The organism is Streptomyces sp. NPDC059166 (assembly GCF_042755185.1).
Taxonomy (GTDB): domain Bacteria; phylum Actinomycetota; class Actinomycetes; order Streptomycetales; family Streptomycetaceae; genus Streptomyces.
The window spans coordinates 156,915-169,556 of sequence record NZ_JBHZCI010000010.1 but is presented as its reverse complement, the minus strand read 5'-3'; the positions used below and the strand labels follow the sequence as shown (position 1 = coordinate 169,556).

Here is a 12,642-nt window from a genome sequence, read left to right as displayed (position 1 = left end):
GTACCGGGGACGGGAGCCCGGCGGGCGGTGCGGCCCGCCGGGCCGGGACGTCGCTCAGGCGCCGGGGCCGGCGACGAGGTTGCCGTTCTCCAGCTTCACGGGCACCGAGGGCAGCGGCACGGTGGCGGGGCCCTGGACGGCCTTGCCGGTGGTCACGTCGAAGCGGCTGCCGTGGCACGGGCAGTTGCCCACGTTCTCCTCGACCTTGTCGAGAAGGCATCCCGCGTGGGTGCACCGGGCGCTGAACGCCTTGTACTGTCCGGCGGCGGGACAGCTGACGACCACCCGCTGCTCCCGGAAGAGCTTCGCCCCTCCGACCGGTACCTCGTCCGCGGGGCCGAGCTGCACGGGGGCGGTGGGCGTCGGCGTCTGTGCGTGACCGAGCTTGGACTCGGTGGAACAGGCCGCCGCTCCCAGCCCGGCGGCACCGGCGAGTGCGGCGCCCTTCAGGACGGTACGGCGGGCGGCGGGCAGGCCGGACATGCGGTCTCCACTGGTCGGGGGCGGTCGGCGGCCGCCTCCCGTCCGGGGGCGGGTGCCGCGGGTGCGGGACACGGGCCGCGCGGGACGGCAGGGGCGACAGACCCGACCATACCGGCGGAGAACACCGGCCCCTCGACCGGGCCCGGATCGCGCGGCTACGCGACCGCACCCGGTTCCGCGCGGGCCGGGCCCCGGCTCCGCGCCGTCGCACGTGCCGGGGCCCGCCCCGCGCGGCCGCCGTCAGGCCTTCCGGGTCCGGGTGGCCTTCTTCGCGGCCGGCTTCTCGGCCGCCGCCTTCTTGGCCGTCCTCGCCGTCGCCGTCCTGCGGGTTGTGGCGGCCTTGGCTGCGACGGCCTTCTTCGCCGCGGGAGCCTTACGGGCCTTGCGGGCCGCCGGCACGGCCGCCCCACCGACACGGTCCGCTCCCAGGACGTCCTGGAGGAACTTCCCGGTGTGGCTGGCCGGCACCGTGGCGATCTCCTCCGGGGTGCCCTCGGCTACGACGAGGCCGCCGCCGCTGCCGCCCTCGGGACCCATGTCGACGACCCAGTCGGCGGTCTTGATGACATCGAGGTTGTGCTCGATGACGATCACCGTGTTGCCCTTGTCGACCAGGCCGGAAAGCACCGAGATCAGCTTGCTGATGTCCTCGAAGTGCAGACCGGTCGTGGGCTCGTCCAGGACGTAGACGGTGCGGCCGGTGGAGCGCTTCTGGAGCTCGCTCGCCAGCTTGACCCGCTGCGCCTCACCGCCGGAGAGGGTCGGCGCGGACTGCCCGAGCCTGACGTATCCGAGACCCACCTCGTTGAGGGTGCGCAGGTGGCGGGCGATCGTCGGCACGGCCTCGAAGAATTCGAGGCCCTCCTCGATCGGCATGTCCAGCACCTCGGCGATGGACTTGCCCTTGTAGTGGACCTCCAGCGTCTCCCGGTTGTAGCGGGCACCGTGGCAGACCTCGCACGGGACGTACACGTCGGGCAGGAAGTTCATCTCGATCTTGATGGTGCCGTCGCCGGAGCAGTTCTCGCAGCGGCCGCCCTTGACGTTGAAGGAGAAGCGGCCCGGCAGGTAGCCGCGCACCTTCGCCTCCATCGTCTCCGCGAACAGCCGGCGCACATGGTCGAAGACACCGGTGTAGGTGGCCGGGTTGGACCGGGGCGTGCGTCCGATCGGCGACTGGTCGACGTGGACGACCTTGTCGACGAGGTCGTCGCCGTCGACCCGGGTGTGCCGCCCGGGGACCGACTTGGCGCCGTTGAGCTCGCGCGCCAGGTGGGTGTAGAGGATGTCGTTGACCAGGGTCGACTTCCCGGAACCGGAGACTCCGGTGACGGCGGTGAGCACACCGAGCGGGAAGGACACGTCGATGTCCTGGAGGTTGTTCTCCCGGGCTCCGTGGACCGTGAGCCGCCGCTTCGGGTCGACGGGACGCCGGATGTCGGGTGTGCCGATCGACCTGCGGCCCGAGAGGTACTGCCCGGTGATCGACTCGTCGTTGCCCAGGAGCTCCTTGAGCGAGCCGGAGTGCACGACCTTGCCGCCGTGCTCACCCGCGCCGGGGCCGATGTCGACGACCCAGTCGGCCACCTTGATGGTGTCCTCGTCGTGCTCGACGACGATGAGGGTGTTGCCCATGTCGCGGAGCCGGACGAGGGTCTCGATCAGCCGGTGGTTGTCCCGCTGGTGCAGGCCGATGGACGGCTCGTCCAGGACGTACAGCACGCCGACGAGACCGGAGCCGATCTGGGTGGCGAGCCGGATGCGCTGGGCCTCGCCGCCGGAGAGCGTGCCGGCGGCACGGTTGAGCGAGAGGTAGTCGAGGCCGACGTCGACGAGGAACTTCAGCCGCTCGTTGACCTCTTTCAGGACCCGCTCGGCGATCTTCTTGTCGCGGGCGTTCAGCTTGAGCCGGCCGAGGAACTCGGCGCACTCGCTGATGGACATCGCGGCCACCTCGGCGATGGACCTCTCCATCACCGTCACGGCGAGGACCAGCGGCTTCAGGCGGGTGCCCTCGCAGGTCGGGCAGGCCACCTCGCGCATGTAGCCCTCGAAGCGCTCCCGGCTGGAGTCGCTCTCGGCCTCGGAGTGGCGCCGCTTGACGAACTGGACGGCGCCTTCGAAGCGGGGGGTGGTGTAGGCGCGCTCGCGTCCGTACCGGTTGCGGTAGCGGACCTCGGTCTGGATCTTGTGACCGTGGAGCAGGGCCTTCCTGGCCCGCTGGGGCAGGCCCGCCCAGGGGATGTCCGTACGGAATCCCAGGGCGTCGGCCAGCGCGTCGATCTGGCGCCCGAAGTACTCCTTGGTGTGCCCGTGCGACCAGGGGTGGATCGCGCCCTCGTCCAGGGACTTGTCCTCGTCCGGGACGATCAGCTCCGGGTCGACCTCCATGCGCGTGCCGATGCCCGTGCAGTCGGGGCAGGCACCGAAGGGCGAGTTGAAGGAGAAGGAGCGGGGCTCCAGCTCCTCGAAGGAGAGGTCGTCGTACGGGCAGTAGAGGTGCTCGGAGTACATCCGCTCACGCTCGGGGTCGTCCGCCTCGAGATCGACGAAGTCGAGCACCACCATGCCCCCGGAGAGGCCGAGGGCCGTCTCGACGGAGTCGGTCAGCCGGCGCTTTGCGCTGTCCTTGACGGTGAGGCGGTCGATGACCACCTCGATGGTGTGCTTCTCCTGCTTCTTGAGCTTGGGAGGCTCGGACAGCTGGACCGTCTCGCCGTCGACCCGGGCCCTGCTGTAGCCCTTGGTCTGGAGGTCGGCGAAGAGGTCGACGAACTCGCCCTTGCGCTCGCGCACCAGCGGCGAGAGGACCTGGAAGCGGCTGCCCTCCGGCAGTCCGAGCACCTTGTCGACGATGGCCTGCGGCGACTGGCGCGCGATCGGCCGGGAGCACTCGGGGCAGTGCGGCTTGCCGATCCTGGCGAAGAGCAGCCGGAGGTAGTCGTAGACCTCGGTGATGGTGCCGACCGTCGAGCGCGGGTTGCGCGAGGTCGACTTCTGGTCGATGGAGACCGCGGGCGAGAGGCCTTCGATGAAGTCCACGTCCGGCTTGTCCATCTGGCCGAGGAACTGACGCGCGTACGAGGAGAGCGACTCCACGTAGCGGCGCTGGCCCTCGGCGAAGATCGTGTCGAACGCGAGCGAGGACTTGCCCGATCCGGAGAGCCCGGTGAAGACGATGAGGGAGTCGCGGGGGAGATCGAGCGAGACGTTCTTCAGGTTGTGCTCGCGCGCGCCACGGACGATGAGACGGTCGGCCACGCCGGTCCGCACCTTTCTGGAGAGAAGTGGGGGAACTGAGCCCCTCTCCCAGGGTATGGGGGGCGCCACAGCGATGTACGAAGCTTTCGACTCCGAGCGTATAGCACGCGCATTCGATTTATGGGCAGCCGCAGACTTCGTCACCCGAACGAGTGGCGGAGGCTACGCTCGGCCCATGACTGATCATGTGCGCGACCTGGAAGCTGTACGTGTAGCGACCGATCGGCTGCTCGGCGCCATGGGCAAGTCCGACGACGGCGCCGTCGCGGAACCGTCGCTTCTCCCCGGCTGGAGCCGGGGCCATGTTCTTGCCCACCTGTCACGTAACGCCGACGCGCTCGTAAATGTTCTCCGCGGGCTCCCGATGTACGCGAGCAGCGAAACCCGGGACGCCGACATCGAGCGCGACGCGCACCGTCCGCTGGCCGAACAGCTCGCGGACGTGGAGGGGACCGCCGCCGCCTTCCTCGCCGCGGCCGCGGAGCCGGCCGACTGGTCACGCACGGTGGCGCTGCGCAACGGTGTGACGGACTCGGCCTCCCGGCTCCCCTTCCGCCGCCTGGTCGAGGTCGAGCTGCACCATGTCGACCTGGGGGTGGGGTACACCCTGGAGGACCTTCCCGCGGAGTTCGTGACCCGGGAGAACGACTTCCTCGCCGAGCGCTTCGCCGGGCACCCCGGCGTCGCCCCCACGACCGCGGTGGCCGAGGACGGCGCGGTGTGGACCACGGGAGGCGCCGAGGGCACGCCGGTGACCGTGCGGGGCACGGCCCCGGAGATCCTCGGTTGGCTCTGCGGCCGGCGCGACGGCTCGGGGCTGACCGTGGACGGGGGCACCCTCCCCGTGCTGCCCCCGCTATAGGCTGCGTCACATGACGTACAGCGGAACGGTCAAGGTCGGCGGACCAGCGGACGTGCACGAGCTGACTGACCTGATGATCTCCAAGGTCGCCGTCGGGCCGATGAACAACAACGCCTATCTGCTGCGCTGCCGGGCGACCGGCGAGCAGCTCCTCATCGACGCGGCGGCCGAGGCGGACACCCTGCTGCGGCTGATCGGCGAGGACGGCATCGCGTCGGTCGTCACCACGCACCGGCACGGTGACCACTGGCAGGCGCTCGGCGAGGTCGTGGCGGCGACCGGGGCGCGCACGTACGCCGGCCGGTACGACGCCGAGGGCATCGGGGTGCCGACCGACGAGCTCGTCGAGGACGGCGGCACGATCCGGGTCGGCGAGGTCTCGCTGACCGCCCGGCACCTGACCGGCCACACCCCCGGGTCGGTCGCGCTGGTCTACGACGATCCGCACGGCGCGCCGCACGTGTTCACCGGGGACTGCCTCTTCCCCGGCGGGGTCGGCAACACGAACGGCGATCCCGAGGCGTTCGCGAGCTTGCTCCACGACGTGGAGACGAAGCTCTTCGCTGCGCTGCCGGACGAGACCTGGGTCTACCCCGGCCACGGTCACGACACCACGCTCGGAGCCGAGCGCCCGCGGCTGCCCGAGTGGCGCGAACGCGGCTGGTGACCCGCGAACGGCCGACGGCCGGGCGCCCCTCCCGGGGCCCCGGCCGTCGCCGTGTGCGAACGGCGCTACTTCCGTGCGCCGACGTTCTCGTTGCCGTCCGTCCGGTCGCCGTCCTCCACGGCCTTCTCCCGTTCGGCCTGCCTCTTGCCGGCCATCAGGCTGGTGATCGTGGTGATCACCAGGACGGCGCAGATGAAGGTGAGGGAGAACGGGATCGAGATCTCCGGGACGTGCACCCCGGACTCGTGGAGGGCGTGCAGCACGAGCTTGACCCCGATGAATCCGAGGATCACCGAGAGCCCGTAGCTGAGGTGGACCAGCTTCTTCAGCAGACCGCCGATGAGGAAGTACAGCTGCCGCAGTCCCATCAGCGCGAAGGCGTTGGCGGTGAAGACGATGTACGGGTCCTGGGTCAGGCCGAAGATCGCCGGGATGGAGTCCAGCGCGAACAGCACGTCGGTGGTGCCGATGGCGAGCATGACCACCATCAGCGGGGTCATGACGCGCTTGCCGTTGTTCCGGATGAAGAGCTTGGTCCCGTGATAGCGGTCGGCGACACCGAAGCGGTGCTCGATCGACTTCAGGAGTCGGTTCTCCTCGAACTCCTCCTCGTCCTCGTCGGCCCTGGCCTCCTGGATCAGCTTCCACGCGGTGTAGATCAGGAACGCGCCGAAGATGTAGAAGATCCACGAGAAGTTGGCGATGACCGCGGCACCGGCCGCGATGAAGATCGCGCGCAGCACCAGGGCGATCAGCACGCCGACGAGCAGGACCCGCTGCTGCAGGTGGGAGGGGACCGAGAACTTCGCCATGATCAGGACGAACACGAAGAGGTTGTCGACACTGAGCGACTTCTCGGTGATGAAGCCGGCGAAGAACTCGCCCGACGCCTGGCTCTCGCCGAAGAGCAGCAGGCCCAGCCCGAAGAGCGCGGCCAGCGCGATCCAGACGGCGGTCCAGATTCCGGCTTCCTTGGTCGACACGTCATGGGGCTTGCGCCCGATGAAGAAGTCGACGGAGATGAGGGCTACCAGACCGAGAATGGTCAGCACCCAGACAGTCCATGAAACGTCCACTGCGCCTCCGGCAGTTCGCTACGGCTATGGATCAGCGTCGTCGCTGCCGGAGGTCTCTTCCACCCGGGAGCGCTGGATGCGCGCCGGGCCGGCGCCCCGGGACCGGTCACAGTCCGTACTGACGGGAACGCCGCGATCGGGAGTACTCCCCTCCGCACCAAGAACAGTACAGGAAGTACCAAGAAACGGTAAAGCCCTTGCCAAGGCGGAGCCAAAGCCCCAGGTCGGGTGCGTCGGCCGGCTGATCCGACCGGGTGTCATCCGGTCAGCGGGATCCTCCGCGCCGCGCGGCCGCCACCAGGGCGAGGACCTGTTCGACGACACGGCTGCCCCGGGGAACCCGTAGCGGTTCGTACGTCCAGGCGTGACCCACCCACGGGTCCGCGAGGTGGTCGTCCGCCACCGGGGTGATCCGCAGCAGCGAACGCCAGAGCGGGTCGAGCACCGGGCCGTAGGCGCGTGCGTCCTCGCGGTCGGCCACCATCAGCAGATGCACGCCGACGGCCGGCCCCTCGTCGGCGAGATAACGCAGCTGGGTGACGGCACGGTCGTCGAACCCGTGCGGGAAGTCGTTCACGATCAGCAGCTGCTCCCCCGTGTCCAGGTCCGGGGGCAGTGCGTCCGCGGCGCGGGCCCTGACCGCCATCTGCACGAGGTCCACCCGCCGGGTGAGCCGGGCCAGGACGGACGACACGCCCTCCGCGCCGGCGGCGGGCGGGCCGGCGAGCACCCCGGAGGCGACCAGCGGGGCGAGGGCGCCCGCCGCCGCCCCCGCCGGGTCGATGACGTGCACGGAGAACTCGTCGGCCGGGTACACCGCGAGCAGACGCGCGGCGAGCGCGACGGCGGTCTCCATGGCCAGTACGCGCAGCCGGTCCCCGGACTCCGCGGCGGCGTCGGAGGCCGTACGTCCGCTGTCCAGCCAGATCCCGCGTTCCAGGGGCAGACGCACCAGCAGGGGGATGCGCAGGGCCGCTTCCTCGGGCAGGTGGAGGTCGCCGACGCGCATGGCCATCGGGATCTCCATCGGGACGCGGTACCCGTGCCAGACCGGGTTGTCCCAGGCCGCGTAGGCGGCGGGCAGGGCAGGCTCGACCACAGCGGACTCGGCGGCGAGCTGGGCGAGATCGCGGTCCAGCGCCTCACGCGCGCGAGTGGTCAGCTCGTCCCGCTTCGCCATCGCCTCCTCGCGGGCGCGGTCCCCGGTCCCGCCGATGCGGCTGCGGGGGTCGGAGAGCGTCCGGTCGAGCTCCTGGTCCATCCGGGACTCGGCGAAGTCCACGGCGCTGCGGTAGGCGGCCACCGCGCGGGCGAGATCCTCGAACATGCCCCAGATCTGGTTGTAGAGCCGCTCGTCCATGGACCAGCCGGTGGCGTCACCGGCCACGGGCTGCGCCGGCTGCCCGGGGGCCGCGGGCGGGGCGGTGGGGGGCGGCGGGGGCGGCGCCGATGTCTGGCGGCGGGGGTGCGCGTAGTCGATGGGCCTTCCCGGCGTGGTGTCCGGGGACGCGGCGGCCGGGTCGCCCGGCGGCCGCGAGGGCGGAACCGGGACGGTCGGCCCGTCCGCGGAGGAGGCGGAGCCCGGCGGCCGCGACGACGGCACCGGGGCGGGCGGCCCACCGTCCCCGGCGGAGGGGGAGCCGGCCGGCGCGGCGGGGTTGCGCACCCGGCCCGGTTCGGGTGTACGGGGCGGGGGCGTCACGGCGCGGGCCGACCCGGCGGCGACGGCGTCCTGTATCGAGGTGGCCAGCTCCGCGGCCCGTGCCAGCCCCTGGTCGGCCAGCATCCCGGCGAGCCCTCCGTCGTACCCCTGACCGATCGCCCGGACCTTCCAGGCTCCCTGGCGGCGGTAGAGCTCAAGGGCCGACACGGCCGATTCGGTGTCCAGGCCGGTGAGGGTGAAGGTGGCGATCTCGGTGCCGTCGAGACCGGTCACGGCGACGAAGGGCGCGGCGACCGCACCGAAGCGGACCGGCCTGCCCGCTCCCGTGGGCAGAGCGAGGAGCACGGTGACGCGGTGCACTTCGTCGGGCAGGGCGTCCAGGTCCACGGCGAGGCGGTGGTCGGCCGCAGCCTGGCGGGACACCTCGAGTCCCGGAAGGCGGGGGGATCCGGGGTGGGCGACCCACGCCGCATCCCGGACGGTGCCCCGCTCGTCCTGGAGGGTGGCGCCGGCCACGACGGGAGAGCCCGCCGACACCCTGATCTCCAGACGGGTCTGGGGCAACGCGTGGTTCTGCCCCCGGACCAGCTCGGCCGTCATCGCCCTGTCCCCTCGTCGTGCGGTGTGGTGCCCTGTCCATGGACGCAGCTCCCGGCGGCGGTGCCTCCGGGAGCTGCTCGTACGTCGGTGCGGACCGGGTGTCCGCGTCCGTCCTACAGGTGCGGCAGGATCGCCGGCATCAGGTCCTGGAAGGTCCTGCCGTTGGCCGGGTTGCCGAGAGCCGTCATCTGCCATCCGCCGCCGGTGCGGTGCACCTTCGCCATGATCTGCGCGGTGTACTGCCCGCCGCCGTCGAGCGTGTACCGGGCGAGCTCCTGGCCGTTCGTCTCGTCGACGATGCGGCAGAAGGCGTTCTGCACCTCCTGGAACGTCTGGCCGGTGAAGGAGTTCACCGTGAAGACGATCTGGTCGATGTGGACCGGGACGCGCTGCAGGTCGACGAGGATCGCCTCGTCGTCGCCGCCCGAACCGGCGCCGCCGACGAGGTTGTCGCCGGTGTGCTTGACGGAGCCGTCGTCGCTGACCAGGTGGCGGAAGAACACGACGTCCACGGGCTGCTTGTCGGCGAAGAGGACCGCCGAGGCATCCAGGTCGATCTCCCGGGTGCGCGAACCGAACAGCCCGCGGCGCGGTGCCGCCTGCCAGCCGAGCCCCATCCGTACCGCGGTCAGGGTCCCCCCGTCGCTCTTCTGCAGGCTGATGGCCTGGCCCTTGGTCATGTTGACCGTCACGCGCTGTCCCCTCTCCGCTTGCCCCGCAACCGTCGGTGTGCGGTTTCCCCGCACCCTACGCAGTCCCCGGAGCGAGAAAGGAGTGATGGGGCCATTTCGTGTCGGTCCTGCAACACTGCGCGCCCCACGGGTCAGACGAGCCCCGCCTCCCGCATCTGACGCAGCTCCTTCTTGAGCTCCCCCACCTCGTCGCGGAGCCGTGCGGCCACCTCGAACTGCAGGTCCGCGGCGGCGGCCCGCATCCGGTCCGTCATCTCCTCGATGATCCCCGCGAGCTCCGCGGCCGGCCTGTCCGTGACCGCCACCGCGCCCTTCTTCTCCTTGCCTCCCGAAGCGGTCCGGCTCCCCAGGGTGGGGACGGGCGCCTTGGTGTCCTTGCCCTGCCGGTAGCCCGTGCCGAGCAGTTCCTCGGTGTCGACCTCCTCGCGGGCGATGGAGGCGACGATGTCGTTGATCTTCTTGCGGAGCGGCTGCGGGTCGACCCCCCGCTCCTTGTTGTAGGCGATCTGCTTCTCGCGGCGGCGGTTGGTCTCGTCGATGGCCTGGGCCATCGCCGGGGTGACCTTGTCGGCGTACATGTGGACCTGGCCGGAGACGTTGCGGGCGGCGCGGCCGATGGTCTGGATCAGCGAGGTGCCCGAACGCAGGAAGCCCTGCTTGTCCGCGTCGAGGATGGCCACGAGCGAGACCTCCGGCAGGTCGAGGCCCTCTCGCAGCAGGTTGATGCCGACCAGGACGTCGTACTCGCCGGAGCGCAGCTCACGCAGCAGCTCGATCCGGCGCAGGGTGTCGACGTCGCTGTGGAGGTAGCGGACCTGGATGCCGAGCTCGAGGAAGTAGTCCGTGAGGTCCTCGGCCATCTTCTTGGTGAGGGTGGTGACCAGGACTCGTTCGTCCTTCTCCGTCCGCTCGCGGATCTCGTGGACCAGGTCGTCGATCTGGCCCTCGGTCGGCTTGACGACGACCTCCGGGTCGACGAGGCCGGTGGGCCGGATGATCTGCTCGACGAAGCCGTCGCCGCGCGACAGCTCGTACTTGCCCGGGGTGGCGGACAGGTAGACCGTCTGGTCGATCCGCTCCAGGAACTCCTCCCACTTCAGCGGACGGTTGTCCAGGGCGGAGGGGAGCCTGAAGCCGTGGTCGACGAGGGTCCGCTTCCGGGAGGCGTCGCCCTCGTACATCGCGCCGATCTGCGGCACCGTCACGTGCGACTCGTCGAGGACGAGCAGGAAGTCCTCGGGGAAGTAGTCGAGGAGGGTGTTGGGGGCGGTGCCGGGCGAGCGCCCGTCGAAGTGCATCGAGTAGTTCTCGACACCGGAGCAGGTGCCGATCTGGCGGAGCATCTCGATGTCGTACGTGGTGCGCATGCGCAGCCGCTGGGCCTCGAGCATCTTGCCCTGCTTCTCCAGCTCGGCCAGGCGCTGCTCCAGCTCCTTCTCGATGCCGCTGACCGCCTTCTCCATGCGCTCGGGTCCGGCGACGTAGTGGCTGGCCGGGAAGACGTGGAGCGTGGGGTCCTCGCTGATGACCTCGCCGGTGAGCGGGTGGAGGGTGGAGAGCGCCTCGATCTCGTCGCCGAACATCTCGATGCGGACGGCGAGCTCCTCGTAGACCGGGAAGATCTCGATGGTGTCGCCTCGGACCCGGAAGGTCCCGCGGGTGAAGGCGAGGTCGTTGCGGGTGTACTGGATCTCGACGAACCGGCGCAGCAGCTGGTCGCGGTCGATCTCGTCGCCGACCTTGAGCTGGACCATGCGGTCGACGTACTCCTGCGGGGTCCCCAGGCCGTAGATGCAGGAGACGGAGGCGACCACGACGACGTCGCGCCGGGTGAGCAGGGAGTTCGTCGCGGAGTGGCGCAGCCGTTCGACCTCCTCGTTGATGGAGGAGTCCTTCTCGATGTAGGTGTCCGACTGAGGGACGTACGCCTCGGGCTGGTAGTAGTCGTAGTACGAGACGAAGTACTCGACCGCGTTGTTCGGGAGGAGCTCGCGGAACTCGTTGGCCAGCTGGGCGGCGAGTGTCTTGTTCGGCGCCATCACCAGGGTGGGGCGCTGCAGTTTCTCGATCATCCAGGCGGTCGTCGCCGACTTGCCCGTGCCGGTCGCGCCGAGCAGGACGACGTCCTTCTCACCCGCCCGGACGCGCCGGTCCAGCTCGGCGATCGCCGTGGGCTGGTCACCGCTGGGCTGGTAGGGACTGACGACCTCGAAAGGCGCCACCGAACGTTCGATCTTCGAGACTGGCCGCATGCAACCACCGTACGGCCACCCACTGACAAGGGCGTCGGTTCAGCGGTCCCCGGGCTGCCGGTAGGCCCTGCGCGGGGTGGTCTCGAAGAGCGGAGCGCGTCCGCCGCGCAGGGGGACCGAGGTCAGCCGCCCTCCCCCGCGCCGGGGGTCGTGGCCGGGGTGCCCGCCCGGGGTCCGCGGGGACCCGGTCACCACCAGGGGGTCGATCATCAGGACCACCGCGGCGAGGAGCAGGAAGCAGCCGGGGCCGATCATCATCGGCAGGAGGAGCGAGCCGGGGGCCTCGGCGGACGGCGCCGGGGCGGTGTCGGGGTGTATGTGCACCTGGAGGGCGGCCATGCCCGTGTAGTGCATTCCGCTCACGGCGACCCCCATGACCACGCTGGCGCAGAGGCTGGGGAGGAAACCGCGCACGGACACGGCGGCCCAGAGCGCGGCGGTGGCGGCCACCACGGCGATGACGACGGAGAAGGCCACGGTGAGCGTGTCGTACTCGAACCTGCCTTCGAAGGTCATCCCGGCCATGCCGAGGTAGTGCATGGACGCGATGCCGAGACCGGTGATCGTCCCGCCGGTGACGAGTGCCATGCGGGTGGCACCGCGGTAGCCGACGAGGAAGATGCCGATGCCGACCATGAGGACCGCCACGCCGAGGCTGGCGTAGGTGAGGGGCCTGTCGTAGCTCACCGGCGCCTCACGGACGGTGAAGCCCAGCATGGCGATGAAGTGCATCGTCCAGATGCCGGAGCCGATGGAGGTCGCCCCGAGGCCCAGCCAGCCGGCTCTCGGCGCCCCGCGGGTACGCAGGGACCGCCTGGTGCACCGGAGGCCGAGGGCGCCACCGAGGCACGCCATCAGGAAGGCCGTGACGGGTGTCACGAGGCCGTAGGTGAAACCGTCGACTGTGCCCTGCATGCTGGTATGCCCTTCGCGGTGTGCCCGGGTTCGGGGTGACCCTAAGGGGCAAGGCCCGGCAAGCAAACGTGGGAACGGCATTTTATCCGCTTTCGGGGGCCCCTCCGCCCAGGTCGCCGACAGACCGTTCACAACATGGCCACCATCCTCCACCCCGGCGTTGGGCGTCGG

Annotated in this window: 9 protein-coding genes; 2 read left to right on the top strand and 7 right to left on the bottom strand. The window is 70.5% G+C overall.

Features of this window, described 5'->3' with window-relative positions:
* Positions 1–54: 54 nt before the first annotated feature.
* Both ACFXOA_RS10515 and uvrA read right to left on the bottom strand, forming a co-directional pair.
* Complete coding sequence (locus ACFXOA_RS10515; protein WP_385024720.1) at positions 55–483, bottom strand: Rieske (2Fe-2S) protein; 429 nt, start codon at positions 481–483, stop codon at positions 55–57.
* A gap of 240 nt (positions 484–723) precedes the next feature.
* Positions 724–3,744, bottom strand: a complete 3,021-nt coding sequence (uvrA, locus tag ACFXOA_RS10510; RefSeq protein WP_385024718.1) for an excinuclease ABC subunit UvrA — start codon at positions 3,742–3,744, stop codon at positions 724–726.
* Between the two features lie 175 nt (positions 3,745–3,919).
* Here uvrA and ACFXOA_RS10505 point away from each other — a divergent pair, with 175 nt between their 5' ends.
* Entirely contained in the window at positions 3,920–4,606 is a 687-nt protein-coding gene (locus ACFXOA_RS10505; protein ID WP_385024716.1) for a maleylpyruvate isomerase family mycothiol-dependent enzyme, read from the top strand.
* 10 nt (positions 4,607–4,616) lie between these two features.
* Positions 4,617–5,273 carry an MBL fold metallo-hydrolase gene (locus ACFXOA_RS10500; RefSeq protein ID WP_385024714.1) on the top strand — a complete coding sequence of 219 codons (657 nt, stop codon included), beginning with the start codon at positions 4,617–4,619 and terminating at the stop codon, positions 5,271–5,273.
* Positions 5,274–5,338: 65 nt separating this feature from the next.
* On the opposite strand, the gene ACFXOA_RS10495 is transcribed toward ACFXOA_RS10500, so the two are convergent.
* The 5 genes from ACFXOA_RS10495 to ACFXOA_RS10475 all read right to left on the bottom strand — a co-directional run bounded on the left by ACFXOA_RS10495 (position 5,339) and on the right by ACFXOA_RS10475 (position 12,471).
* The gene (locus tag ACFXOA_RS10495; RefSeq protein WP_385024712.1) at positions 5,339–6,349 is read right to left on the bottom strand and encodes a TerC family protein; all 1,011 of its coding nucleotides are present in this window, start codon (positions 6,347–6,349) and stop codon (positions 5,339–5,341) included.
* 265 nt (positions 6,350–6,614) lie between these two features.
* Positions 6,615–8,612, bottom strand: a complete 1,998-nt coding sequence (locus tag ACFXOA_RS10490) for a TerD family protein (RefSeq protein WP_385024710.1) — start codon at positions 8,610–8,612, stop codon at positions 6,615–6,617.
* Positions 8,613–8,725: 113 nt separating this feature from the next.
* On the bottom strand, positions 8,726–9,304 hold the full coding sequence (locus ACFXOA_RS10485) for a TerD family protein (protein WP_385024708.1): 579 nt from the start codon (positions 9,302–9,304) through the stop codon (positions 8,726–8,728).
* A 131-nt stretch (positions 9,305–9,435) separates the two neighbouring features.
* The gene (gene uvrB, locus ACFXOA_RS10480) at positions 9,436–11,556 is read right to left on the bottom strand and encodes an excinuclease ABC subunit UvrB (RefSeq protein WP_385024706.1); all 2,121 of its coding nucleotides are present in this window, start codon (positions 11,554–11,556) and stop codon (positions 9,436–9,438) included.
* 39 nt (positions 11,557–11,595) lie between these two features.
* Entirely contained in the window at positions 11,596–12,471 is an 876-nt protein-coding gene (locus ACFXOA_RS10475) for an MHYT domain-containing protein (RefSeq protein WP_385024704.1), read from the bottom strand.
* Positions 12,472–12,642: the final 171 nt, after the last annotated feature.

Coding starts and splice junctions, on each gene's coding strand:
- uvrB (WP_385024706.1), bottom strand. CDS start 11,556: ATGCGGCCAGTCTCGAAGATCGAACGTTCGGTGGCGCCTTTCGAGGTC.
- ACFXOA_RS10500 (WP_385024714.1), top strand. CDS start 4,617: ATGACGTACAGCGGAACGGTCAAGGTCGGCGGACCAGCGGACGTGCAC.
- ACFXOA_RS10490 (WP_385024710.1), bottom strand. CDS start 8,612: ATGACGGCCGAGCTGGTCCGGGGGCAGAACCACGCGTTGCCCCAGACC.
- ACFXOA_RS10505 (WP_385024716.1), top strand. CDS start 3,920: ATGACTGATCATGTGCGCGACCTGGAAGCTGTACGTGTAGCGACCGAT.
- ACFXOA_RS10515 (WP_385024720.1), bottom strand. CDS start 483: ATGTCCGGCCTGCCCGCCGCCCGCCGTACCGTCCTGAAGGGCGCCGCA.
- ACFXOA_RS10475 (WP_385024704.1), bottom strand. CDS start 12,471: ATGCAGGGCACAGTCGACGGTTTCACCTACGGCCTCGTGACACCCGTC.